This window comes from Streptomyces sp. NPDC005423 (genome assembly GCF_040606415.1).
Classification (GTDB): domain Bacteria; phylum Actinomycetota; class Actinomycetes; order Streptomycetales; family Streptomycetaceae; genus Streptomyces.
Genome location: NZ_JBEXET010000046.1, coordinates 14369 through 38237 on the forward strand (window position 1 = coordinate 14369; position 23869 = coordinate 38237).

The following is a 23869-nucleotide window of genomic DNA, read 5'->3' on the forward strand; positions in this document are numbered from 1 at the left end:
GTTCTGGAGTGGCCGTCCGTCGTGTTCGACGGCGTCCGCCACCCGGGGGTGTCCGAGCTCGCAGCCCTGCAGAGTGCCGCGTTCGGGGTGCCCGCAGACCGGCACATGGAGGTCACCCGCACGATGCCGGGACGGGACCCGGATGCCGCACAGTCTGCTCACCGAGATCGCGGCGTACGGCCGCTTCCCCCGCATGGGCAGCCCGTACTGCCGCAAGAGCGCCAAGGAGAGCGTGGTCTCCAGCGCCTGGACCCCGCTCGTACGCCAACTCGGGCGCGAGCTCGGCCGCCCGGTGCGGATCCTGAAGGTCATGGGACTGCGCAGCGATGAGGGTCCCGACCGCAAGAAGCGCCCGGCGTTCCGTACCGTGCAGGCCAACAGGGCGCGGATCGTGGACGAGTGGCTGCCCGTCAAGGACTGGCCGACCGCCGCGGTCAAGGAGTGGCACGCCGACGCGCCGGTGCCGTACTCCTGGACGTACGACTCCGCGCCCGGCGCCGGCGACTGGGCGGGCACCTCGCGCTGCTCGTGCTCGCTGTGCGTCTTCGCCTCCAAGCGCGACGTACTGCTCTCCGTCGGCCGGCGTCCGCGGCTTGCTGCCCTCTACGCCGAGGTCGAGCAGGTGCGGGGCGACAGTTTCCGCGCCGACTGGCGCATCACCGACCTGATCCGGCATGCCCAGCAGTGCGAGGCGCCCGACCCCGGCGTCGTCTGCCCGGACGACGGCCCGGAGTTCACCGCTCTGCAGGACCAGGTGCGGGCGGCGCTGGAGAAGGAACCCCGCAAGGAACCCGACCTGGCCCGCCGTCGCGGCCGCGCCATGTGCGAGGGCTGCACCGTTCACAGCTGATGACCGCCGTCCGCCGCGCCGACACTCCCCCACGGCGCGGCGGACACCCCCTACAGTGGATAGAGGAGATGACCATGGAGATGAACCCCACCGCTCTGCTGCTCGAACTCGCCGCCCAGGCCCGGAACATGAGCGACCCGGACGCGCTGCGCGACGTACTGTCCACAGGCCACCGCGCCTGGTGCGAGGGTGTCGCCGACGTCCAGGCCGGCATCGGCCGGGAGGCCGCGGCCTTGTCCGACGCCGAGGTCGCCGAGTGGTGTGCCGTTGCCGGCGCGCCCTGGGAAGAGGGGATGCTGCGCGGCGAGGCGGTCGCCGCTCTCGCGTTCGCAACCTGGGACGCCGCGCCCGCCGCCATGGCCTACACGGACCTGGCGGAGCGTGCGGCACGCGCCGGAGTGTGCCTGCTGGGCGAGGAAACCCTGTAGGTAATTTGGCGCCAGGCTGGACAGCAAACCACCCTGTTTGGCATTATCGAACCTGTCGCGCTCGTCCGAGTGCCGGCGCCGCCGTGCTGATCCTTGCAGAGGGGACCCGATGACTTCCGCCGACCGGCTCGTGGACACCACGCAGATCGTGTCCGAGTTCGGCACGAGCAAGTCCCGGGTCAGCGAGTGGAGCAACAACCCGGACAGCGGCTTCCCCGAGGTCGCACACACCGATGGCCGCAAGCGGTTCTGGCACCACGCCGAGGTCGCCGCGTTCTTCGCGCAGCGCGCGCCGAAGAAGCGCACGCTGCCGGCCGCGGTACTCGATGCCGACCAAGACGAACTGCTGACCAAGCGGGAAGTCGCCCAGCTCCTGGGATACACCCGCGTCTCGACCATCGACGCCTACTTCCGCGACAGGCCCGGCTACTTCCCCGAACCCGACGAGGACGCCGACGGCCAGATGTGGCGCCGCGGCACGATCGTCGCCTGGGTGGCCAACCGCCCCGGCAAGGGCCGGCGCGCCTCCGCGCCGCCGGCAGCGCGGCCCGCGGTCTCGGCGGACGGCGATCCCGACGAGCTCCTCGGCACGGCCGAGGTTGCAGTCCTGCTCGGCTACAGCAGTACAGCTTCCTTCTCCAGCGCCCTGTATCAGGGGCGCATCTCCGAACTGCCCGAGCCGGACTCTCTGGAGAAGGAAGAAGGCAGCCGCGGGCCGGCACGCAAGAAGTGGCGCAGGGCCACGATCGTCGCTGCGGCCCGCAAGCGCGGTGTGCTGCCGCCGGCCGACCAGGACGAGAACGCGGACCTGGTCGGCGCGGCCGAAGCAGCCCAGATCCTCGGATACAGCAGCGCCGACAGCTTCATCAGCGCACTCGGGCACGGGCTCCTGCCCGACCTCGATCAGCCCGACGGGTTCGAGTACCGGCGCGGAAGCGCCGGCCGCCCCCGTCAGCAGCGCTGGAAACGCTCCCGCCTCGAGGACCTGGCGGCCCGCCGGTCCTCGACGTCCTGACTGCAGCGCGCGGAAGTGCGTCGCAGGCGGGATACCGTAAGACCGCGGCCTCTGGTTTAAGGGATCGACGAACTCCCGGCGGACCAGAACGCCGCACGATGGCCGGTATGGAGAGGCCAGCCACCCCTCCACCGCGAAGCCACACGGCATCGCGGAACCGGCCATCGCTACGGACTCCTGAGTGTGTCGATGACGGGCTGCACGCCTGTCCATGTCGGCGTACACCTTGATGTACAGCCGCGTACGGGCGAACATACGCAGCTGACCGGTGTTGCGGATCCACCGGAGCATCATGGCCTGGCGGTCATTCTCGGCCGAACATCAGCGTCAGTGCAGCGTGACGTGTTCGCCGATCGACTGTTCGCGGGCGGCGGCGACGACCAGGGCCGCGGCGACGGCGTCCTGTACTGCCACGCCAACCGACTTGTAGAGGGTGATCTGATCCGGCGAAGTGCGTCCAGGTCGCTTACCGGCGACGATTTCACCCAACTCAGCGTGCACGTGTCCGGCCGTGATGACGCCGTCGCGGATCGGCATCAGCAGATCGTTGGCGCCCGCTGGGAATGCCGCTAGCGCGGCCTGTCTCGATTCGACGCACACCAGCGCCTCGGCGACCGTGGCGTCATCGATCTCACGGCCCGCGGGATTGAAACCCACCGAGGTGACATGCACCCCGGGCGCCAGCCAGGCGCGGCGGACGACGGGTTCGAGCGCGTGGGTGGCCGCTGAGGCGAGGTCCGCGCCGTCCAGCGCCTCGGCATAGGTGGACACCGCTCGGACGTCGGTCTTCAGCTCGGACGACAGCTCGTTGGCCACGGCCCCCGCCTTCGCCGGATCCCGGCCGGCCACCCGAATCTGCCGGATCGGGCGGACCCTGCACATCGCACGGGCGTGAGAGCGGGCCTGCACGCCCGTGCCCAGGATCGCCAGTACCGCCGCGTCCTCACGGGCCAGCAGCCGCGCAGACAGCGCCGAGCAAGCCGCGGTCCGCATCGCCGTGATGGCCGTACCGTCCAGCAATGCCATCGGCTCGCCGCTGTCCGGATCGAACACGACAATCAGCGCCTGGTGGGTCGGCAGCAGTGTGCCGGCGTTGCGCGGAAAAAGAGAGACCAGCTTGGTGACCAGCGCCCCAGCCGACGGCGCATAGCCCGGCATGACCGCCAGGAACCCCTCCCGTTCCGGCACCAACGCGGCGATGCGGTTCGGCACAGAAGCCCGGCCCGCGCTGAGGTCCGCCATCGCCGGGCCCAAGGCGTCGATCAGCCGGCCCACGTCAAGCAGGTCTTCGACCTGTGAGCGCCCAAGAACAAGCATCTTCCTCAGATTCCCGATGTAGCCGCCGTCCCGTGAAAACCCGCTAAGGCGAGAGTGTTGCTGCGACCGCCTGGCTCCGGACACGACGCGCCGCTCTCCTGGGCATGTTCATCCGTACACACCTGAGCACGTTCACCTGTACGCCGACAGTCCAAGTTCCAGCAACGACTGGGTGGAGTCGGCATCTGCAGCGTCGGTGAGTTTCAGCAACACTGCTGGGTCGCGGGTGGCTCGCTCCGACCTGGCTGCCGCCGTTACTGTCCGGGGACCATTGGTCATCGCTGAGCCCCGTCGGGTTCGGAGGTCAGACCGGAGAACCTGGTGCCGGAGCTCACAGACCACTTCGAGAGCAGCCTGGGGAGGATGATCGGCGCTTGGTCGCCGCCCGCCGATGCCGTCCCCAGGTGGCGTGCTTCCGCGAGGGCCGGCTCCCAGGTGTCCAGGCGTTCGCGACGATCGGCCTATCCCGGGCTTCGTTGGAGCACTCGGCTTCGGCCCGCCACTTCCACCTGGAACTGCTGGCCTGTGAGAACGCCAACCGGACCACTGGCTACGGCCACTTTCCCGAGGTGCTCGAATACGTCGCCGGGCAACTGATGGCGAGCGGCCAGGCGATCCTGCGCGGCGATGTGGTGCCGCTTCCCGCACCGCTGCCCGACGGAACCATGACATCCCTCTATGCAGGGCTGCCTGTCTACTTCGACAACGACTTCTTCTCGGTCACCGTCGAGAACGGCAGCGATGTCACCATCGTGTGGCTCATCCCCATTACTGATCAGGAGACCGCCTTCATCCGCGCCAAGGGCTGGCCGGCATTCGAAGACCTCCTCGTCCGCCAGGGCCCCGACCTCCTCGACCCTGTCCGTCCCCAGCTCGATCTGTGAGCCGGAGACGGACTGAGGACCAGCTCAGGGAATGCGCCTCAGCGGGACGAGGTGCGGTGGTGGGGCATGCTGGGCAGTCCCTGCTCCCGGCGCAGACGGACGAAGTCATCGGCCGGCCTGAGCCGCGCCGCCTGCCGTCAGGGCTCCCTCCACACCGATCAGGAAGCCCATCGCCGCGGTGATCGTGTCCTTTCGGAAAAGGGGATGGAATGAGCGGAGCCTGACCGGCCGCTCGGACAGCAACGGCAGGGACCGCCGTGACCACGGCGCCTTCGGTGTCCGTGCTCAGGTGGCAGCGGACAGAAGTCCGCCCCCACCGTGTGCGCGTCACGGCCGAACGTCAGCTGGCATCCGCGCAGTTGACGGGGGGCAACAGGTTGTCGCCGGGCCACAGGGGGAATCCGGCTTCCGCCCAGGCCAGTTGTCGGCCGACCTGGGCGAGAACCTCGGTCCGGTCGGTGGGCCCGTATATCGGGCCAACGGCTCGGACCTCGGTGTGCGGGGCAGCGCACAGCAGTGCACGGGAGAGTTCCGGCAGGCCCAGGCTGAGGGCGTCACAGTCCCGGTCGCGCACGAGTTGCAGAAGGCTCTCGGTGACGGCCTCCCAGTCTCCGACCTCCTTCCAGCGCGAGCCGCCGTCCAGTTCGTGGGTGAGCGTGGACAGCGGCACGATCTCGCCCTGCTGACGGGCGTGGGTGAGGAGGGCGTGGATGCGGGCGCCGTCGGGCTGCGGTAGGCGGGGGTGCAGCAGGGAGTCGGCCGACACCACGGTGGTGTTGATCTCCCGTGCGGGGGCCGGGTAGTAGGGCTCGTGCGCGAACAGCAGGTAGACGTTGGGGACGGCCTGGCCGGGGTCGGGCTGAGGCATGGGGAAGATTCCCTTCTGCGGCGGAGGGGGCGGTGTGTGATGAGGTAGCGGACGAGTCGTCGTCCGGGCGCCGGCCGGGCACGGGATAGTGGCCGGCACGGGGGTGGTTGCATGGTTCCCGCCGGGTGTGTTGTCGCCTGTGGCGGGCGTGAGGATCTGGGCGACCTGGTGGGCGAGTTGGAGCATCAGCTTCTCGCCGGCGATCAGTTGGGGGGACACGGAGCGGGTGTCCTGGGTCTGGAGTAGGTCGGCGGCGTCCCACAGGAGCTGCTGGCCGATCTCGGCCGAGCGGCGCACCTCGTAGCGGTCGGTGCCGGAGGCGGCCTTGAGGAGACCGGTCTGCAGGACGGCGAGGCGCTGCAAGTAGCCGGTGGCAGCTGCGCCTTGGACGATCCGGACACGCCGTCGGGCGCGCATGTCGAGCCGGTCAGGCAGATGGTCGGCGAGCAGCGGGGCCGCCAGCAGCGCTACCGGCACGGCGATGCCGAGGGGTACTCCGCGGGCAATCGCGTCGACGGCGGCGAAGCATCCGATGACGGCGACCACGACCGCGGAGTAGCGCAGCGACCCGCGGCTCGTAGCGTGCAGGGCCATGCGGCCGGCTGGGCGCCGGGTGAGCCAGCGGGCCGCCAGTCGGTCCGCCCATGTCGCGGAGGGTGGAAGCACACCGATCTGGTGGGGCTGTTCGGGCATGCCGCCGTCGGCGGGAACCGTCCAGGCCAGCCAGCCCCAGCCGGTGCGCTCGTGCACCAGGTAGGGCTCGTCGGCCGCGCTGGAGGGGGCGGTGTCGGCCGCGATCCGCGATTCCTGCAGGGCGTAGGCCCGTTCCGCGTCCCAGCGGGCCGGGTTGTCGGCGAAGGGCCGCAGGCGTGCCGGGGGCGGCGGGCGCAGCGGTTCCGTCATGTGGTGGTCCCTTCCAGTGGGTTGGTCACGGCGGAGGCGCACGTGGTGCAGCGGCCGTCGCCGTCGGGGTGGGCGCGCCGCGGGGTGGGGCCTGGGCAGGTGCGGCAGGGCGGCCAGCCGAGGCAGGCCGGGCAGAGGTCCTCGCCGGGGGCGGTTGCGGGTACGCCGCAGCCGGCGCATTCGACGAGGGCGCGGTAGGTCAGGGCCTCGGGCACGCTGCGGGGGGTAGATCCCGTCGACGGCTGCCCGGTGTCCACCATCGCGAGCGGCTCGCCGAATACCGGCCCGGTGTGGTGGTCCGTCGCGGTGGCGGGCGGCGGGTAGGCCTGTGCGGCGCGGAGCCGGGCCGCGATGATCGCGCCGACGGAGGTCCGCACCGGGTGCGGCAGGGGCCGACCGGTGATGACGTGGCGCAGCTGCGCGGAGCTCCAGCCGGCGTCCATCATCACGGTCGCCACGCGGCCCTGATCGGTCAACGCTTTCCCGGTCAGCAGCAGTTCGGGACGGTGGGCTCCGATCTCCAGCAGCAGACGGATTCCTGGGTGCATGTCGTCTGCCGGAGGAGGGGGTGCCGGGACTGCTGTGATGTCGGTCCGTCCGGCCGCTGTGGTCGTTCGCGCGGCGTCGGTGTGGTTGCACGGACGGAGGGGGCTGGTGTCCTGGTTGTTGGTCTTCTTACTGATGGTGTTCTTAGTGGGCCGATCAGCCAACGTAGGGTTATCCACTGGTGGAAAACCCGACTCTGGTTGTGACCTCGGGTTTTGCAGGGTCGGGAGATCGGTGAGGTAGTACGCGGCCGCGCCGAGCGTTCCGTCGCTCCCCCGCTCGCGTTCCCGTACCAGGAAGCCCTGCCTCTCCAACTCCTTCAGCCCGCTCTTCACGGCTGCCTCGCCGTCGCGGCCGCGGCGGGCGATGTCGGCGACGGTCATCCGCCAGCCGTCCCGGTGGGTGGAGAGCAGCCCGAACAAGCCTTTGGCCTTCAGGGACAACTGAGGGTCGCGGAACAGCGTGTTGGCGATCTGGGTGAACTGATCGGCCGCCATCACCCCGCGGCGGATCCCCGCCGGAGAAGTGCTGCCCTGTCCGGCGGTGAGGGCCGTGCTCACCGCGTCGGCCTCGAGCAGCGCGGAGTCGAGGATGGCGGGGCGGTCGGTGATGCAGTAGACGACCTCGCCGAGAGTGCCGTCCGGGCGGCGCAGACGTTCCCGGACCAGATAGCCGTGCCTCTCCAGCTCGACCAGAGCGGCGCGTACCGCTTCACGGCCGTCGGGGCCCAGGCGGACCAGATCGGCGATTGTCACCTGCCAGCCGTCCCGGTGCGTGCTGACGTACCCGAAGGCGCCCTTCGCCTTGTACGACAGGCGGGTGTCGCGGAACAGCCCGTTGGCGATCTGGGTGAACTGATCGGCCGCCATCACGCCACGGCGGATCCCCGCCCCGAAACGGCTCACCGCGCCGCCCCGGCGCAGGCCGCGTGCGACGGCCAGGGCAGCACGCACAGGCCCACCGGGGCGGGGTAGCCGGTGGGGCCGGACGCGGCGGGCACGTGCATGTGTTCCATGCCGTCAGCTCATCCGCCGACCCCGACCAGACCGGCGGCCATGAGCCCCGACCATCAGTCACGATCCGGCAACGCAGCCGCCCAGCTGCCGTGGTCGGGCTCATGGTCGGGCCGACCACGCCGCCTTCCCCCCGGTGCGCAACGGTTGGGCATCCCACTGCGCAGCCCCGGACGGGCGGTGCGCGATCGGGGTGCGCAACCAGCCGAGGATCGTGCGCAGTCGGGTTGTGCCGGGCGGCTGCGCAACCGGCGCGAGAACTCCTGAACTTCTGCCGCGCACGGCCGGGGCGCGCACTGCGCAGGTGCCTCACGAGATCCGGATGACACGCAGCTGCGCAGGGGCGTGCGGGTCCGTTGCCTGCAGGGCACGTGGTCGCCCAATTCCCGCCAGGAGACCGCGGGCGGACGCGATGCTCCGTCCCCGGTCATCCCGTGGTTGGGCCTGTGGTCGGGCCGACCATGACCCCGACCACGGGCTTCGTGTCCCCATCGTGACCGTGGTCGGGCCTTCATGGTCGGTGGTCGGGTCGGGGCCGGCGGGTTTTCTCAAGGTCAGCAAGCAAACGTTCTGACCTGGGAGTTTGACCATGTCTCCTGGCAAGCATGCCTCGGAGAGCGGGGCCGCCGCACCGATGGCCGCAGGTGCCCGGCTCGAGGCGATGCGGCGCCGCGTACGCCTCTCACGCCTGGCAGCGTGGACCGCGATCGCGGCCGGTCCCATCGCCCTGGGCCTCGCCATCGCCTCCGGCCCGACCACCGTCCGGGCCGCCACGGCGACTACATCTACCGCCGTGCGCACCACGTCAACCGCCGCCGATCCGGGGGGCTATGCGCAGGTGTTCGTCGGCGCGTGGCTGCGCAGCAGCGGAAGCGACGAGAGCAGTGCGCAGGCCCGTCTTGCGCAGTCACTCGCACCGGACGTGGACCTGCCCGACCCGGTGGCCGGTAGGCAGGCGAAGCCGGAGTCCGTCGTCCCGGTGCGCACTGCGCAGCACGACGACGATGCGTGGTCGGTCACGGTGGCTGCGCAGTACGCCGACGGCTCGGTGCGCTACTACACCGTCCCGCTCGTGTCGGACAGCACCGGCGGCACGTTCACGGTGACCGGTGCCCCCGGAGTGGTGGCCGGCCCGGCCCGCGCGACGGTACCCGCGTCCCCGTACCGGGTGACCGTCTCCGACGGCGATCTGACGTCCGCGGTCGGCGAGTTCTTCGCCGCGTATCTGACCGGCGCCGGGGAGGTCGACCGCTACCTCGCACCCGGCGTGAACCTGTCGGCGGTCTCCCCCGCCCCGTACACGGCTGCCGCCGTGCAGCAGGTGTCCGCGGTCGAACAGGCGGCCACCGCCGGGCAGGTGCCGGGCGACGGCACGACGGTCCACATCCTCGCGCAGGTGAACGCCCAGGACGCGCGCGGGCGGTGGCCGCTGGCCTACGAGCTGACGCTCCGGGCCCGCTCGGGCCGGTGGGAAGTCGCGGCACTGGAGTCCGGCACGGTCCGGGACGGCGGTGTGCGGTGAACACGGTGCACCACCTGATGCTCGCCGGGCAGCTCGACGACCTCGGCAACAGCTGGATCCGCATGTTCCAGGAGTGGGCGACCAAGGGCCTGACGGCCGGTCTGCTCGTCCTAGTCGTCGTCACCATGGTCCAGAAGTTCAGCCTCAAGGCCGGGATCGGCGCCCTGCTGCTGATGGTGATCGCGCTGGGCCTCTACAACTCGCGCGACAGCCTCGCGAGCATGTTCGAGGACGAGGTGAAGCACCCCTCCAAGGGCGCACCCGCCGTCCCGGGCATCGTTCAGTCCGAACTCCCGGCCTCCCGCGTGCACTCGTCCGGCGCCGGAGGCTGGCTGTGACCGAGGCCGCCGGCCGGGTGGGCCGGTTCTACACGTCCGCGCGCCGTCACCCCTGGGTGCTGGGCAAGGTCGCGGACTGGAAGATCCCTCTCGGCCCGTACACCCCCGCGCAGATCGCTGTCGCCGTCGTCGGCGGCTTCCTTCTCGTCAAGACCATCGGCTGGTGGTCGTGGATGGGCCCGGTCCCGATCGCGGCCTGGCTGCTGACGATCTGGGCCGTGCGCAGGCCGAAGATCCGGGGGCGTGCCCCGATGCAGGCGGCCCTGGGCTGGGTGCTGCTGGGCTGGCAGCCCCGCGGAGGGCGGATCGGCGGGCGGGCCGCCCGGGACCGCTCTCCTCACCCGCTGCTCGGCGGTTTCACGATCGAGGACGCGCCCGCGCTCGCCGCGGCGGCCGCACCCTCCCGTGCCGCAGCCCGCCGTCCCCGCCGGGCCCCGCGGCCAGGCCCGGCCGCGGGCCGTCCGGCCGTGCGCGACCACGCGGAGCCGGCCGCTCCTGCGGCTCCGGTCCGCCCGGTGTCGGGTGTGCAGCAGCTGCTCGCCCTCGCCGCACAGAGCGGGGGTGCGCGGTGAGGGTTCCGATCCGTCACATCGCCGGGCACCTGGTGTGGTCGACGCAGGGCAGCGTGTGGTCCCTCTACCGCCTTCACCCCGGCCCGGACGCGCAGGGACGGGTCGAGGAAACCGTCCAGGGCACGTACGTGCCCGCTGTCGTCCGTGACGAACACCTCGCCAAGATCACACATTTGGTGCGGTCCCTGTCCGGGTCGCCGCGGCTGTTCGGGATCTGCGCGCAGGTCGATCCGGGCGAGGTCGCGCTGCGCATGATCGAGGGCATCGAGCCGGCCGATCAGGCACCCGGTGCCGGAGCACACCCGTGGGTGGAGAACATCGAGGCCACCCTCGACCTGCTGGACGATCAGGAGATGCACCGCCGCAGCCTGTGGCTGGCGGTGCCGCTGCAGACCGAGAGCGCCGGCCTGCAGGTGTCGGCGTCCCTCGGTGCGGCGTGGGCCGAGCTGTCCCCGATGCTGGGCATGCGTCCGGCGCCGGTGGCACGGCGCGAGGTGAGCGCCTACCGCGAGCAGGCCTCCCGCGTGGAGGCCGCCCTCGCCGGCGGCATAGCCTTCCGCCCCGCGCGACCGGCGGAGATCGTGTGGATGGTCCAGCACGCCCTCCACCGTGGCCTGGCGGAGCCGCTGCTGGCCGAGGCCGAGAGCAGCGAGCTGTACGGCGGGCACATCCAAGACGGCGTACTTCGCTCCCCCAGCTACGCCGACCTCGGCCAAGTCCGCCTCCAGGAAGGCGGAATCGGCCCCGAGCTCGACGACGTCGACGACCTCAAGAGCGCGGGCCAGCTCACACGGTCGGGCCGCACGGCCTGGTGGCGGCTGAACACCGGCTCGCCGCTGGGCCGGCGGTGGCTGCAGGTCGAGACGGATGCCGGAGTCGGCTACCAGGCCCAGTTGGCGCTGGCCGAGTGCCCTCCCGCCGTCGGCCAGGACGCCGCGGATCTGTTCGCCCAGCTGGAGCTGCTCGACTTCCCCGTCGACTACACCGTCGACCTCACCCTCGTGCCCGCGGAGAAGGCCCGCGACCAGGTGCGGCGCAAGAAGAACGAGTTGATCGACCAGGCCGACCAGTACGACGCCCGCCCCACCGGCATGCCCGCCTCGCTCACCGAGGCCGCCCGCGACCTCGGCGAGCTGGACGCCCGCCTCTCACGCACCAGCGTGGAGGTCGAGGTCCAGTCAGTGACCGTGCTGACGGTGTGGGGCCCCACCGCCGCCGTCTGCGACGCCCGCGCCCGCGCTCTGGCCGCACTGCTCGGCGGCGCCGACTACCGCGCTGTACGCCCGGCCGGCCTCCAGGAAGCCCTGTTCACCCTGGGCCTGCCCGGCACCGTACGGCCCGGTGTGGTGCGCGAGTTCACCCAGCACCAGGTCTCCGAGGACTGGGCGCTGGGCGGGGCGTTCACCGCCACCGAGGTCGGCGACCCCAACGGAATGTTCCTCGGTATCGACCTGGACAGCGGCACCACCCGCCCCGTGATGATCAATGTCGCGGACGCGCCCAAGGTGGACGCCTCCGCGTCGATGGGCATCGTCGGTGACCTCGGCGCGGGCAAGAGCGTGCTCCAGAAACTGATCGCCGAAGCGGTGTGGGCACGTGGCGGCTGTGCGATCTGCATCGACCGCACCCCCGTCCGCGAGTGGGCCACCTTCGCCCGCACCGCCGCGAAGGGACGCGTCCAGATCATCGACGCCGCCCAGGCAGAGGTGTCCATCGACCCGCTGCGGATGTTCTCCGGCCCCGAGGGCCGCCACTACGCCCTGTCCTACCTCACCCTGCAGCTCGGCATCGGCCCGATGAGCACAGGCGGCGAGGTCCTCCACCACGCCGTCGAACAGGCCGCCGCCGGCCCCGAGCCGTCCATGCACCGCGTCCTTCAGGTCCTCGAGGAGATGGCCACGAGCGAGGCAGGCAAACGCCAGGACGCGGCCGCCACCCTCGCCGGCCTCATCCGCGTCGTCGCCACCAACTCCCTGGCCCAGATGGTGTTCGACCCCACGCTGCCGCCGGTACGGCTGAACGCCTCCAGCAGCACCGACATGATCGTGATCACCACGACCGGTCTGAAGCTGCCGCCGAAGGCCGCGTTCGCCAATCCGGAGGTCCTTCACCAGCAGCCGCTGGAGGCGCTGATCGGACGCGCGGTGCTCTACCTGATCGCCGCGATCGCCCGCCAGACCGCCTTCGAGGACCCCGAACGGTTCACCGCCGTGGTCCTGGACGAGCTGTACTGGCTCACCTCGTCCGCCGAGGGCACCGCTCTGGTCCACGAGATCCTCCACGACGGCCGCAAGCACGGCGCCGGCCTGCTCGGCGCATCCCACGACGCCGAGGAACTCGGCCCCGACCGCGGCCTGATGGCCTACCGGGCGCTGGCCCGCACTGCCGACCGTGAACGCGCCCGCCGCGGCCTGGAGTTCGTCGGCCTCGACGCGCACGACCCAGACCTGCTGCGCCTGGTGACCACCGGGCTCTCCCCCGTCGGACACAAGGGCCGGGAGGGCGAGTTCCTGCTGACCTGCCCGCGGCAGAACACCGGCCGCGTCAAGGTCTCTATCCCCCGCATTGCGCGCATCACCCACTCCATCACCACCACGCCAGGACGCCGCATCAGCGACGCCCCGCCGTCCGTGCCCGGCGCCGGCGAGGCCGCCAACACCCGTCCCAAGGAGCACATCTGATGACCACTTCTTCCTGGACCCGCTCCCGGCGCATCGCCGCGGCCATGAGCGTCCTCACGGTGATCGCCGTCGCCGCCGCAGTGGCCGTCCTCGCCCTCGGGGTGGGCCTCCCGGACGCCTGGTGGCCGCACACCGGGCAGGCCTTCGCCGCTGGCAGCCACCCCGCGCACCACGATCGCTGCGCCTCGGTCGTCGGCCGGGCACAGGTGTATTGCGAACGCGGCACCACCGCCAGCGGCCGGCAGAGCACGACCGGCGCCGCGTGGGGTCTGGTAGCCGCCCTCGCGGGTGGGAGTGCCCTCGTGGTGTGGCGGCTGCGGCGCGCCGGGCAGAGGCGGCGCTGAGATGCGCCGCCCAGACCGCGACACCCTGCGCTCGGCCGGGTTCGTGCTGCTGCTCACCGGCGTGTTCGTGATGGTCAACACGCAGGTCGTGTACGCGGCGAGCAGCAGCAGCGAGTCGGGAGATCTCCTGGCGCCGCTGAACATCACCTCTTCCGAGGGTGTGCCGATCAACGGCTACGACCTGAATGCCGAGGGCGGCTCCATCCTCGACTTCAAGGGTCAGACCCTCGCGTTCGCGTTGTCGGGCCTGTTCACCGTGATCCGGCTGCTGGTTGGGTTGGCCGGGTGGTCGGTCGAACTCGCCTTCCGCTTCCCCCTGTTGAAGGTCCTGATCCACCCGGCGCAGAAGGTCGCCGACGCCTACGACCACGTCGTCGTCGACTCCCTCGGGCTGAAGGGGCTGCTGCTGGCCTGGGCGTTCGTCTTCGCCGGTTTCATGATCGTGCGCGGCAAAGTGGGCCGCGGGCTGGGTGAGATCTTCCTGACGCTGCTGATCGGTGCGCTCGCCGCCTCCACGTTCGTGCGCCCCGACTACCTCCTCGGCCAGGACGGCCCGCTCGGCCAGGCGCAGCAGGTGGCCGCGTCCGTCGCGCAGCAGAGCGTCAACTCCTACGACTGGGGCGGGAAGATCGCCTCCACCGACCCCTGCACGGGAATGGCCGGCAACGCCGAACTCAGATGCCTGAAACGGGAGGAGGAGACGCCCGTCTCCGCGGCGGACGTGGCCCGCCCCCTGCAGGACTCGATCACCAACGCGCTGATCGTCAAGCCGTACATGCTGCTGGAGTACGGGCGCATCCTCGACCCGGGCAAGGCCGCCGACCGCAAGGCCTACGCCGTCCACCTGAAGTGGGTCACCGGCGGATACCTGCCCAACCCGGACTGGACCCCCTCCGACGAGGCGAAGCACGCCTGCAGGCTCCTCATCGGCGACGCGAAGGACATCTGCGAGAAGGATCACGACAAGGCGTGGACCGGTTCGGACGGCGACGCGAACCTCCCTCCGCTCACCTCCGGCAGCGAACTCCTGGACACCTCCTCCCCTGCCCTCGTCACCGACGAGGACCGCTCGTTCTCCCTGTTCCTGGACGACATGAAGAAGGCGGGCCCGGTCGGCAAGGCGTGCGCCGCCTACGCCCAGAAGCCCACCTGGTGGCGGGTCGGCGGCGCCGGACTGCTGCTGGTCGCCGCCCTGTTCATCTGCGGCATGCTGCTGTCCGCCGCGATCGTCCTGCTCGCCACCCAGGGCATCTGCGCCGCGGCTGCGGCCGCTGGCGGCGTCACGTTCATCGCGGGCATGCTGCCCGGGCCACCCCGCCAGAGCGTGTGGAAATGGGTGTCGCTGTGGGGGATCTCGATCCTCGCGCTCGTCGCGGAATGCGCGTTCATCCCGTTCTTCGGCATCGCCATCGACGCCACGATCACCAACGGCCCCGACCTCATGGTCGAGCGGATCCTGCTCATCGACGTCCTCGCGATCGCCGGCGCGGCCGGGCACCGCCGCCTGCTGGCCGGCATCACCTCCTTCGGCCGGCGATCGGCGATGCGGATGCGCTACGCCAAGGTCGGCGGCACCCACCTGCCCGGCGACTCCTCCGAGCTCGGCGCCGCCCTCGCCATGAACTCCCCTGCCGCGATGGGCGGTTACGGTGGCGGGCTGCGCGTGTTCACCGGCGGCGGGGGCGGCCGGTTCGGGCTGCTCGGCACCCGCCACCGGCTGATGGGCGCACTCACCTCCCTCGCCGACGGCGCGGGCATGCCCATGGACACCGGCGGACTGCTCGCCGACGCCACCGCCGAAGCCGGTCGGGGCCTGGCCCCGCTCACCGCGGCGGCGGCCGTAGGCGGCCTGGGGGCGCGGCTTGGTGCGAGGGGCGCGTTCGGGCTGCTGATCGGCAGGCGCCCGGACCACGAGCAGTTGGCCAGGTGGCGCAAGCCCACCGCGGACGGCGACCCGAACACCGGCGGGCCGCCGAACGGCGCACCGGGCGGGTCCGGTGGGGGGCCGCACAGGCCCGGAGGGCCGCCCGACCGGTACCGCAACGACCAGGGCCAGATCGTCGACCGCAACACCGGGCAGGTGCTGCACGACCAGAACTCCGACCGCACCCTGCTCTCGACGCGTGCCCACAACCGGCTGGTCCGCTTCCGCGGCTACCGCATGCTCAACCGGGGTGGCCGGGCCGCGTACGGAGGGACGGTCGGGCTGCCGGCCAACGTCCGCCGCGCCCGGGCGGGCGGCTCGCGCTACACCCAGGACGCACGGCAGCAGCTACGTGTGTGGGCCAACACCGGGCGCGAGGACGCCCGGGCCTGGGTCGACACAGGCCGCGCCGTGGCCCGGGTCAGTGGCCAGACCAGACGGCTCCTCAGCCGTCGCCCGGCAACCGCAATGCCTCCGGCCGCGCCGGCCCGCCCGACAGCACCACCACGGCCGATGACGGCCAGCGGCCGCCCACTCCAGCCAGGCCCAGGCGCCACCGGCCCCAGCACACCACCCCGTGCGGGCGGCACCACTACCCCGCCAGCCCCGGCTCCGGCACCTTCACGGATATCCCGCCTCGCCCCCGGGCCCACGGCCCGTCCACCGGGCGGGACCGGGGCTACTCCGACCGGAGGCAACAGCGCGGGCGGCAACGCGGGCACCGGCAACCAGGACCGACTGCTAGAGCGGATGCGGCAGGCCGAAGCACTGCGCGCCATGCGGGAACGGTGGCAGATCGAGGACGGTGATGACGGGTGAGCCGGCCTGGGCGCCCTACGAAGCGGATCAGGCGGTGGGCGTGCGTGGTAGCGCTGTTGATGTTCGCCGCCGTGTGCTGCGCCGCTCCGCTGTCGGGCGCGGTCGGCGCCTACGTGGCGCTGAAGACGGGGATAAGCGACGACGGCGGGATCGCCGAGGGCGGCAGCGCCGCGGACATCCCGCCGCGCATGCTCACCGCCTACAAGAAGGCCGTCCAGCAAGTCGGCCAGTACGCGCCCAAATGTCAGGGCATGCGCTGGCAGATCCTCGCCGGGATCGCCAAGGTCGAGTCCAACCACGCCATCGGCCACGCCATCTCCGCAGGCGGCGACATCACGCCCAAGATCTACGGGGTTCTCCTCAACGGCTCCGGTGCCGGCGGCAACACCACCGCCGTCGCGGACACCGACGGCGGCAGATGGGACGGCACCGCGAGCGGGGAGCGTGCGGTCGGGCCGTTTCAGTTCCTGCCCTCCACCTGGGAGTCGATCGGGAAGGACGGCAACGGCGACAAGGTCGCCGACCCGCACAACGGCGATGACGCCGCGCTCGGCGCCGCCGTCTACCTGTGCGGCAACGGCCGGGATCTGACGCAGAGTTCGCAGTTGAAGGCGGCGATCCTGCAGTACAACCACTCCAGCGAGTACGTGGCCGACGTGATGGGGTGGATCGACCAGTACACGGCGGCCGCTAAGGACCCGGACCTGACGAACGTCACGGGCACAGTCCGCACGGTCATCGAGGCCGCGCTCTCCCAGCGGGGTGTCCCCTACTCGTGGGGCGGAGGCAACGCGAGCGGCAGGTCATACGGCATCTGCTGCTCACCGAGCGGCAAGAGCGGCGCGAACATCAAGGGCTTCGACTGCTCCGGGCTGACCCAGTACGCGTACGCGAAGGCAGGTATCACTCTGCCGCGCGTCGCCGCCGCGCAGGCCGGTACCGGACAGCGGATCCCCACCAGCCTGGGACCGTCCGTCCTCAAGCCCGGAGACCTTGTCTTCTTCGCCACCGCACCCGGACACGATTCCACGATCTACCACGTCGGGATCTACCTGGGCAGCGGACAGATGGTCAACGCCCCCCGCCCGGGCACCGTGGTGCGCCTGGACGCCGTCAGCACGATGTCCGGCTACGCGGGGGGAGCCCGGATGCTGTGACCCCCGCCCTGCATTCACCGCGTCTGCTGTTGCTGAGCACCGTCATCCTTGCCGTCGCCGGGATCGTGTTGCTGAGCGTGCCGCACGGTCAGGAACCGCCGGCGCCTCCAGCAGCACCGGGCGTGCACGCGACCACGGATCCGGCATCCGCGGCCGCTGTGACTCCTGCCCGTCAACCGGTCGCCGACACGGCCCCCTCCACGATGCCCACCGCATCGCCCTCCTCGGTCGCCGAATCCGCTCTGGCGCCGCACGGCGAGGGCGCCGCTGGCGACCGGGCTGTCCAACAGAACCTGGCAGCGTCCTGGCCCGCCGACCTGCCTGCCGCCGACGAGAAGGAGTTGCTCACCGCCGGCTGCGGACTGCTGCGCGCGGACGCCACGGGCATCGGCCGCGCGAGGTGGCCCACGGTCTTTCCCGACTCGGGTGGGTCGGTGGCCCCGGCGTTCTCCACCGTCCGCTTCCGCATCCAGGCCGCGATCGCCCGCCGCGACGGAAGCCCCGACAAGGCAGTGGTCCACCTGGTGTGGGCCGGCACCGACCGCGGCGGCACCTTCACCGACCTCCGCATCACCGACTGGCACTTCACCCGCACCATCAAGAAGGGAGCAACAACGTGGACTCCGCAGCCCCGCACCTGACCGGCCAGACAGACCATGCGGCATCCGGTCAGGTCCTCGGCCTCGTGGTCGGCATCGTTCACGCCGTCGGCTGGCTGATCACCTACTGGTGGGTGGTGGCCGCGGCCGTCGTCGTCATCTGGACGGCGGTCGAGATGGTGGTGCGCCGCCTGGCGCGCAAGGCCTCCGCTGAGCGGATGGCGTTGGAGCTCGTGCCGTCGCGGCACTTCGACCCCGGATTCGAGGAGATCTTCCGCCGGGGTGTTCAGCTCGCCCGGGCCTCGACCTCGATGCCGTGGTGGGCGCCGCGCCGGTCGAAGTCGGTGCAGGTCCGGCTGCGCGCGGATGGCTCGAGCCCGTTGCGGTACCGGATCGAGGGCCCTGCGGGCGGCGAGCGTCTGCTGTCGATCACACCGTTCGGTCCCGCCGTGACCGTGAACCGGGTCCGTCCTCTGTCCGACAAGCGCCGTGACCATGTGGTGCGGGCGGAGTTCGTCCTGCGCGGCAAGCCGACCGCACCGCTGCGGGAAGTCCCGCTGGCCCCCGACCCGTTGCAGCCGTTGATCGACGCCGTCTCCGACCTCCGCGCCGAGCTGGGTGACCTGGCCGAGATCCGGCTCGACATCCAGCGCGCGCCGAAGTGGACGCTGCGAGCACGTCGCTTGCAGCTGATGACGGACGCGCGGCGTGCGGAGCGGCGCGAGGCTTCGCGGGCAGCACGCTGGGTACGGCAGGACGCGACCGGTATCGAGGACTCGCTGTCCTGGCAGCTGCAGCAGTTGGTGGCCGGGAAGCAGGGCGGGGGCGGGCGCCGGTTGGTCATGCCGCCGGTCCCCCGCCGGGTGGACCCGCAGGAGGCGTTGGGCAAGCTCTTCGAGGACGACCACTTGGTGCGCGTGCAGCTGCTCGTGATGTGCGCGTCCAACCTGGAAGGGCGTGCCGAGGCCCGTCTGGCTCAACTCCAGGCCGGGCTCGACGTGTTCGGCGGCGGATCGCGCTGGGCGATGCGCGGCTGGAGGGCGGGGCCGTGGCGGTTCGGCGCCGATCACTGGCCCACCAGGCGGAGTTTCGAACGCCGCTGGAATCTGGGTCAGTGCCAGCCGCCTCGCCCGAACTGGGTCCGGTTGGATGAGCTGACCGGGCTGCTCAAGCCGCCCACGGTGCACTGCCGTCTGCCGCTGTTCGCCGGAGACCTGCCGACGTTCGAGCACGGGAATCCCGACCTGCTGCTGCAGGGCATCTACCGCGGACCCGACGGCCGCCGACGCCTGGTCGCCACCTACGCGAAGGAGACGCTGTTCGAGGTCGGGGTGGGCAAGGCGGGCGGCGGCAAGACTGAACGCGCGCTCGCCCAGGCGATCGGCTGGGCGCACGCCGGCGGCGGGCTGATGTTCGTCGACCCGCACCGTGACTCCTGGCCACGGGCCCTGCCGTTCCTCGCCCACGACCACCTCGTGCAGCGCATCGCCCTGATCGACCTCAACGCCAACGGGCCTGCCCCGCAGCTCAGTTGCTGGAATCCGATCGGAATGCACCAGGGACAGGTGGCGCACGAGGTCGTCGAGGCGACCGCGGATGCGTACGCGTCCGTGCTCGGCTGGGACGACGCCACCGCTCCCCGCGCGCTCACCATTTTCACCGCCGCCCTGACGGTGCTGGTGGCCGTCAACGAGGCCGCCTGCCAGGCCGGGATGCCTGAAGACCAGGCCACCATTTTCCACCTGCGCTCGCTGCTCACCGACCATGACTTCCGTGTCGCGGCGCTCACCGCGGTTGAGGGGCGCCTGGACGAGGAGACCCGTTCCTGGTGGAAGACGGTCTTCCCGACCCTGCCGGCCGACGCGTTCGGCGTCGTCCTCAACCCGGTCGCGCGCCTGTCCGCGAACCCGGTGACCCGGGCGTTCCTGGGGCAGCCGGCGGGCGTCTACAACATCCGGGCCGCGATGGACTCCCGGATGGTCGTGTGGGTGTGCCCGGGCGGCAACGGGCCCACCGACCGGCTCATCACCGCGCTTCTTGCCCGCGACCTGCTGCGTGCCGTGCGCTCCCGCCGGGACACCCCGGAAGGTCAACGGGTTCCGTTCCGCCCCTACTTCGACGAGCTGATCACCCTCACCGGTGCGGCCCCGGAGACGATCGCCGCGATGTTCGAGGACTTCCGCAAATACCGGGTTCACGTCCACGGCATGACCCAGTTGCTGGCCCGACTTCCCATCCCGGTGCGGCTTTCCCTGGTACAGAACGCCTCCACCCTGGCGTCAACTGCGGGCTCTCAGTCCGCGATCGCACCGATCACCGCGGAGTGGGGCGACCGCCCCACCTCGGACGTGGTCGCCTCCCTGGACCGGTTCGAGCACTACATGTCGCTGACCGTCGAGGGCCGTCGTGTCGGTCCCGTCCGGATCACCGGTCCCCACCTGGACAAGGTCTTCGCCGACCTCGCCCGTCCAGGCCGGGCTGCGGCACTGGAGCGCGCCGCCCGGGCCACGGCCGGCGCCGCACCGCTTACGACGCTCACGGACCGGGCCACGGACCAGCTCGCCCGCGTGAGCGGCTTCCTCGCCCAGCACGCCAACGCCACCCCGTCAAACGTTCAGTTGACCAAGAAGGGATACAAGTGACCGCCACTTTCAAGACCGTGACGACCGCCGGAAAGCCGAGCCCCGTCGAACCGTTGCCGCATCAGATCCTGGCCGTACTGGGCCAGCACCGGATGGCAACCACGAACCAGCTCCACGAACTGCTGCGGCCCGGCGTTGCACACCAGACTCTCTCCGCGCCGCTGAACAAGCTGCGCCGCGACGGCCTGGTCGACTACACCGTGCTGCCGCGGTCCAACCGGTCCCGCGTCTGGTTCCTCACCGGCGATGGCGCCCGCCTGACCCGGGACTTCCCCGCTCTGCGGGGACGGCCCCCGTACCCGATCAGCTCAGCCACCGCTGCCTCGCTGAAGACGCCGCACACCTTGACGGTGCTCCGCAGCCATCTCGCGTTCGTCACCGACGCCCGGCGGCGCGGCGACGAGCACGGCCACCTGGACTGGACACCGGAGGTGGCTCACCCGCTCAGCGACGGCGAGCGGATCATCGCGGACGCGGTGATGCACTACACCTTCATCGCCGGCGGAGAGCGGACGAAGCTGCGGGCGTTCGTCGAGGTCGACCGGACGACCATGGGCAGCGAGCGGCTCGCCTCCAAATTGATTGAGTACGCGCGGCTGTGGGCCTACGAGCCGCAGCTCATCGGCCGCCCGCGCTCGCGGCAGCCCGCTGCTGCTGGACCGGTGTGGCTGCGCTGGTATCCCGTGTTCCCTCGAGTCCTGTTCGTGTTGACCGGGGCCTCCGGGTACGTCCTGGGCAACCGGATCAATGATCTGAAGGCCATGGTCGCGGAGCACCCTCTGGTGGGCGCGCTGGCCCGGCAGGTTCCTATGGGCGCGGCGGTCCTGGAGGACCTCGAAGAGCACGGAGCCACCGGTGACGTCTGGGTGCCTCTTGTCGGCGGCGAGCGTCGGCCGTGGACCGGTCTGTGACGCACCGCCCGTCCCGGTTGAAGGTCGCAGCTCCGCAGCTGCCACCCTGCACGCGCTCGCTCGCTATTCATCTGCCTCGTGCTCCGAATGATCCATAGGCGACGGCCCGTTGTAGGTGATCACCACCGGCGCGTCTGCCTCCGCGCGTGCCCGGTCCGACGCCGCCGCGACCTCCTCGTAGGTCCACTCCCTGTAGAAGCGCTCCCCATGGGCATCGGTGATGTCGATGACCACCTTGGTCCACTCCTCGGCGGGCTGTTCGGGGACGAGCCCCAGCTCGTATGTAGCGTCCTGGAGGAGGGATTCGGTGATGCGTACGCCGGTGAGTCTCTCGGCCAGAGCGAGGACCGCCGCCTTCCGGTCGACATCCGGAGCGCTCTCGTCGTGCTCTCCCTCGAAAGTCAGAGGGAAGCCGACTTCCCGCAGCAGAGGGACCAGTTCATCAGGGGTCCTGCCATCGCGCGCCGAGGGGCCCTCGAACGTCGTACGGAGCTCACCATCCTCGAACCAGTGGAAAAGGTCGATGGGCTTGCCGCCGTTGGTCGAGTGCGCCACGACCCGGCCGCCCTTCGACAGCGTCTCCACGCACGGCGCCGCGATCCCCAGACCGCCGTCGAACCCGAGGACGAGTGTCCAGTCGCCGCTCTCGCCCGGAACGCTGAAGGCCCCCGCGACGTGCGACTCGTCCCAGTAATCGTCCACCTCGGCGCTGTGAGCGTCGTCCGCCTCGATCAGCCCGGCCGTGCCCTCCCCGATGCCGCGCGGTTCCGCCTCCATCACGCGCAGCACCTCTCGCGGGGCCCACCCCCGTATCAGTGTCAGGGTGTACCCGCTCCCCGTCATGTGGCGGAAGACCGGCGAGGTGCGGATCCAGGCATAGTCGTGCGCAGTCACCGAGTTCATACGGCGCAGTGTGCCCGATACCTCTGACAACACCCCGTGCAAGCTGGTCCTTAGAAGGCGGCGTGTGAGGTGATGTCCGTTTCGTTGCCGCGGAGGGAGTAGCTGCGCAGGCCGTTCTCCGCAGGCGCGTTTGTGCAGTTCATGGGTGCGTAGCGGGTCTCGACGTCCCCAGAGTCGGCCGACGTTGCCAACGGGCCGGTCACCAGTTCGAGTTGGGCGGCTGCGACACTGCCAGGCGAGAGCGCCAGCCGCCGGCGCCGACCACATGCCTCGGGGGCGCACATGGGGACGTTCAAGCGCGTCAATCTGTTCTACGGCGTCGACCACCAGCAGGTGTACGCCGCGTTGGAGGAGTTCTGGCATCAGGAGGAGCACACGCTCGACCTGGAGGACGTCCACGACCTCAACCTCGACTCGTACGCGCTGCGCGAGCGGCGCGGCGACTGGACCGTGCTGGAATGGACCCGAGGTTGGGAGTGGGACCTGCGTCGGCGCGCCCAGCTTCACGTTTCACGCGCCTACGACTGTCCGGGGCTGCTGGTCTTCATCTACGACGACGACTTCTGGGGCTGCGAGCTCTTCCATCACGGCAGAGCGATCGACCAGTTCCAGCAGGAGACCGACATCATTGGCTCGTTCTTCGGCGATCTTCCGTGCCAGGGGCGCCCCGAACTTCTAATGGCCCAGTTCCCGGCTCTGGACCTGAACATCGAGCATGCCCGGGGCTATCTAACCCACTACAGCATCGACGACCCCGGGTACGAGGACATCGACTGGGAGGACGAGCACGACCCTCTCAACAGCCCCGTCCGTCCGAGCGATGCGTACGGCCGCCTTGAGGGAGGCGTCTACTGGGACTTCCAGAACTTCCTCGGCGTCGACCACGATGCCCCGGTCTGGCAGAGGTTCACCGCCTCGCCCCAGGCACCCACGAGGACAGACAGATGATCGGTTCAGGCCGAGACCGAAGGTAGCCACGCACCCCTGGGCCGACTGCCGCGTACATGGCCTCGTTGAGTGTTCCACGCGGTTCACGTGTCTTTCGACCGCGATAGACCCGCCTTTGTCGACGCACCAGTTCGGGCCACTGAGCGATGTGCGTCGTGAAGTGGCTGATCACGGGAGCTGCAAGTTCCTCCGGGCGCGGCTCGCCACCGCCCGTCAGCCCTGCATTTCGCGGCCGGCTCGGCGGCGCTGTAGCTGCTCTTCACGCGCTTCGAGAAGCGCCGCCAGGCTGGAGTACAGGGAAGGCCAAGTACCGCGTGGTGCAAAGGCGTTGGGGGGCAGCGCGTTCAACGCGATCGCCAGTTGAACCGCCAGGTGGTGTTGTCCGACCACTGCGAGCCAGCCAGCGCACCAGGGCAGCGGCTGGGCGCCGTCCGGCCGGTCGAGCGGGCAGTCCACGACAGGGGCCGTGAAGGACGCCAGCTCGCGTGGTCGGCCGTCGGCGCGGGCCAGCATTTGCATGTCGTGTTCGGTTGTGGCGGTCAGGTCGCTGTCCGTACGCCACAGGCACTGGGCGCACGGACGGTCCCGGTAGTCATAAGTGGCGCCGGCCGTAAGGGTCGCAACGGTGACGTGGACGGCAGCGCCGGTAGTCGATCCTCTGTCGTGGTCCACGTTCGTCTCCCCA

At 70.8% G+C, this 23869-nt stretch carries 20 protein-coding genes; 15 read left to right on the forward strand and 5 right to left on the reverse strand.

Going from position 1 to position 23869, the window contains the following annotated elements:
* The first annotated feature begins 142 nt into the window (after positions 1-142).
* The 3 genes from ABZT12_RS32790 (at position 143) to ABZT12_RS32800 (ending at position 2293) form a co-directional block, all read left to right on the forward strand.
* Positions 143-850 (forward strand): phosphoadenosine phosphosulfate reductase, encoded by a 708-nt coding sequence (locus ABZT12_RS32790; protein ID WP_356391338.1) that lies wholly within the window; start codon positions 143-145, stop codon positions 848-850.
* A gap of 74 nt (positions 851-924) precedes the next feature.
* Complete coding sequence (locus ABZT12_RS32795; protein ID WP_356391340.1) at positions 925-1278, forward strand: hypothetical protein; 354 nt, start codon at positions 925-927, stop codon at positions 1276-1278.
* A 109-nt stretch (positions 1279-1387) separates the two neighbouring features.
* Positions 1388-2293 carry a hypothetical protein gene (locus tag ABZT12_RS32800; RefSeq protein ID WP_356391342.1) on the forward strand — a complete coding sequence of 302 codons (906 nt, stop codon included), beginning with the start codon at positions 1388-1390 and terminating at the stop codon, positions 2291-2293.
* Positions 2294-2620: 327 nt separating this feature from the next.
* On the opposite strand, the gene ABZT12_RS32805 is transcribed toward ABZT12_RS32800, so the two are convergent.
* The gene (locus tag ABZT12_RS32805) at positions 2621-3610 is read right to left on the reverse strand and encodes an ornithine cyclodeaminase family protein (protein WP_356391344.1); all 990 of its coding nucleotides are present in this window, start codon (positions 3608-3610) and stop codon (positions 2621-2623) included.
* Positions 3611-3984: 374 nt separating this feature from the next.
* Between ABZT12_RS32805 and ABZT12_RS32810 the strand changes: the two genes are divergently transcribed.
* On the forward strand, positions 3985-4494 hold the full coding sequence (locus tag ABZT12_RS32810; RefSeq protein WP_356391345.1) for a suppressor of fused domain protein: 510 nt from the start codon (positions 3985-3987) through the stop codon (positions 4492-4494).
* A 340-nt stretch (positions 4495-4834) separates the two neighbouring features.
* Here ABZT12_RS32810 and ABZT12_RS32815 read toward each other — a convergent pair whose 3' ends face one another.
* Both ABZT12_RS32815 and ABZT12_RS32820 read right to left on the reverse strand, forming a co-directional pair.
* Positions 4835-6265, reverse strand: coding sequence for a hypothetical protein (locus ABZT12_RS32815; RefSeq protein WP_356391347.1), 1431 nt, complete (start codon positions 6263-6265; stop codon positions 4835-4837).
* Positions 6262-7716, reverse strand: a complete 1455-nt coding sequence (locus ABZT12_RS32820) for a hypothetical protein (protein ID WP_356391349.1) — start codon at positions 7714-7716, stop codon at positions 6262-6264. Before ABZT12_RS32820 ends, ABZT12_RS32815 begins: the two co-directional genes overlap by 4 nt.
* A gap of 697 nt (positions 7717-8413) precedes the next feature.
* Between ABZT12_RS32820 and ABZT12_RS32825 the strand changes: the two genes are divergently transcribed.
* The 10 genes from ABZT12_RS32825 (at position 8414) to ABZT12_RS32870 (ending at position 21333) form a co-directional block, all read left to right on the forward strand.
* Entirely contained in the window at positions 8414-9346 is a 933-nt protein-coding gene (locus tag ABZT12_RS32825; RefSeq protein WP_356391351.1) for a conjugal transfer protein, read from the forward strand.
* Entirely contained in the window at positions 9343-9684 is a 342-nt protein-coding gene (locus ABZT12_RS32830) for a hypothetical protein (RefSeq protein ID WP_356391353.1), read from the forward strand. Before ABZT12_RS32825 ends, ABZT12_RS32830 begins: the two co-directional genes overlap by 4 nt.
* The gene (locus ABZT12_RS32835) at positions 9681-10256 is read left to right on the forward strand and encodes a hypothetical protein (protein ID WP_356391355.1); all 576 of its coding nucleotides are present in this window, start codon (positions 9681-9683) and stop codon (positions 10254-10256) included. The genes ABZT12_RS32830 and ABZT12_RS32835 overlap by 4 nt, the downstream gene beginning before the upstream one ends.
* Positions 10253-12937: an ATP-binding protein gene (locus ABZT12_RS32840; RefSeq protein ID WP_356391357.1), complete on the forward strand. Its 2685-nt coding sequence runs from the start codon at positions 10253-10255 to the stop codon at positions 12935-12937. The genes ABZT12_RS32835 and ABZT12_RS32840 overlap by 4 nt, the downstream gene beginning before the upstream one ends.
* Positions 12937-13281 carry a hypothetical protein gene (locus tag ABZT12_RS32845; protein WP_356391359.1) on the forward strand — a complete coding sequence of 115 codons (345 nt, stop codon included), beginning with the start codon at positions 12937-12939 and terminating at the stop codon, positions 13279-13281. Before ABZT12_RS32840 ends, ABZT12_RS32845 begins: the two co-directional genes overlap by 1 nt.
* A 1-nt stretch (position 13282) precedes the next feature.
* On the forward strand, positions 13283-16024 hold the full coding sequence (locus ABZT12_RS32850; RefSeq protein ID WP_356391361.1) for a hypothetical protein: 2742 nt from the start codon (positions 13283-13285) through the stop codon (positions 16022-16024).
* A gap of 44 nt (positions 16025-16068) precedes the next feature.
* A complete protein-coding gene (locus tag ABZT12_RS32855; RefSeq protein ID WP_356391363.1) occupies positions 16069-17181 on the forward strand; it encodes a bifunctional lytic transglycosylase/C40 family peptidase in 1113 nt (370 codons plus the stop codon).
* A gap of 203 nt (positions 17182-17384) precedes the next feature.
* A complete protein-coding gene (locus ABZT12_RS32860) occupies positions 17385-17822 on the forward strand; it encodes a hypothetical protein (protein WP_356391365.1) in 438 nt (145 codons plus the stop codon).
* Entirely contained in the window at positions 17798-20422 is a 2625-nt protein-coding gene (locus ABZT12_RS32865; protein ID WP_356391367.1) for an ATP/GTP-binding protein, read from the forward strand. The genes ABZT12_RS32860 and ABZT12_RS32865 overlap by 25 nt, the downstream gene beginning before the upstream one ends.
* A complete protein-coding gene (locus ABZT12_RS32870) occupies positions 20419-21333 on the forward strand; it encodes a replication-relaxation family protein (protein ID WP_356391369.1) in 915 nt (304 codons plus the stop codon). Before ABZT12_RS32865 ends, ABZT12_RS32870 begins: the two co-directional genes overlap by 4 nt.
* Before the next feature lie 63 nt (positions 21334-21396).
* Here ABZT12_RS32870 and ABZT12_RS32875 read toward each other — a convergent pair whose 3' ends face one another.
* The gene (locus tag ABZT12_RS32875; RefSeq protein ID WP_356391371.1) at positions 21397-22236 is read right to left on the reverse strand and encodes a DUF6461 domain-containing protein; all 840 of its coding nucleotides are present in this window, start codon (positions 22234-22236) and stop codon (positions 21397-21399) included.
* A 282-nt stretch (positions 22237-22518) separates the two neighbouring features.
* On the opposite strand from ABZT12_RS32875, the gene ABZT12_RS32880 reads away from it, so the two are divergent.
* Positions 22519-23184, forward strand: a complete 666-nt coding sequence (locus ABZT12_RS32880) for a hypothetical protein (RefSeq protein WP_356391373.1) — start codon at positions 22519-22521, stop codon at positions 23182-23184.
* 213 nt (positions 23185-23397) lie between these two features.
* On the opposite strand, the gene ABZT12_RS32885 is transcribed toward ABZT12_RS32880, so the two are convergent.
* Complete coding sequence (locus ABZT12_RS32885) at positions 23398-23856, reverse strand: DUF6283 family protein (protein ID WP_356391375.1); 459 nt, start codon at positions 23854-23856, stop codon at positions 23398-23400.
* Between the last annotated feature and the right edge of the window lie 13 nt (positions 23857-23869).

What these genes read in the sequence shown, in the direction of transcription:
- ABZT12_RS32880 (WP_356391373.1), top strand. Translation starts at nt 22,519, where the DNA reads ATGGGGACGTTCAAGCGCGTCAATCTGTTCTACGGCGTCGACCACCAG.
- ABZT12_RS32800 (WP_356391342.1), top strand. Translation starts at nt 1,388, where the DNA reads ATGACTTCCGCCGACCGGCTCGTGGACACCACGCAGATCGTGTCCGAG.
- ABZT12_RS32790 (WP_356391338.1), top strand. Translation starts at nt 143, where the DNA reads ATGCCGCACAGTCTGCTCACCGAGATCGCGGCGTACGGCCGCTTCCCC.
- ABZT12_RS32845 (WP_356391359.1), top strand. Translation starts at nt 12,937, where the DNA reads ATGACCACTTCTTCCTGGACCCGCTCCCGGCGCATCGCCGCGGCCATG.
- ABZT12_RS32860 (WP_356391365.1), top strand. Translation starts at nt 17,385, where the DNA reads ATGCCCACCGCATCGCCCTCCTCGGTCGCCGAATCCGCTCTGGCGCCG.
- ABZT12_RS32805 (WP_356391344.1), bottom strand. Translation starts at nt 3,610, where the DNA reads ATGCTTGTTCTTGGGCGCTCACAGGTCGAAGACCTGCTTGACGTGGGC.
- ABZT12_RS32825 (WP_356391351.1), top strand. Translation starts at nt 8,414, where the DNA reads ATGTCTCCTGGCAAGCATGCCTCGGAGAGCGGGGCCGCCGCACCGATG.
- ABZT12_RS32875 (WP_356391371.1), bottom strand. Translation starts at nt 22,236, where the DNA reads ATGAACTCGGTGACTGCGCACGACTATGCCTGGATCCGCACCTCGCCG.
- ABZT12_RS32850 (WP_356391361.1), top strand. Translation starts at nt 13,283, where the DNA reads ATGCGCCGCCCAGACCGCGACACCCTGCGCTCGGCCGGGTTCGTGCTG.
- ABZT12_RS32815 (WP_356391347.1), bottom strand. Translation starts at nt 6,265, where the DNA reads ATGACGGAACCGCTGCGCCCGCCGCCCCCGGCACGCCTGCGGCCCTTC.
- ABZT12_RS32795 (WP_356391340.1), top strand. Translation starts at nt 925, where the DNA reads ATGGAGATGAACCCCACCGCTCTGCTGCTCGAACTCGCCGCCCAGGCC.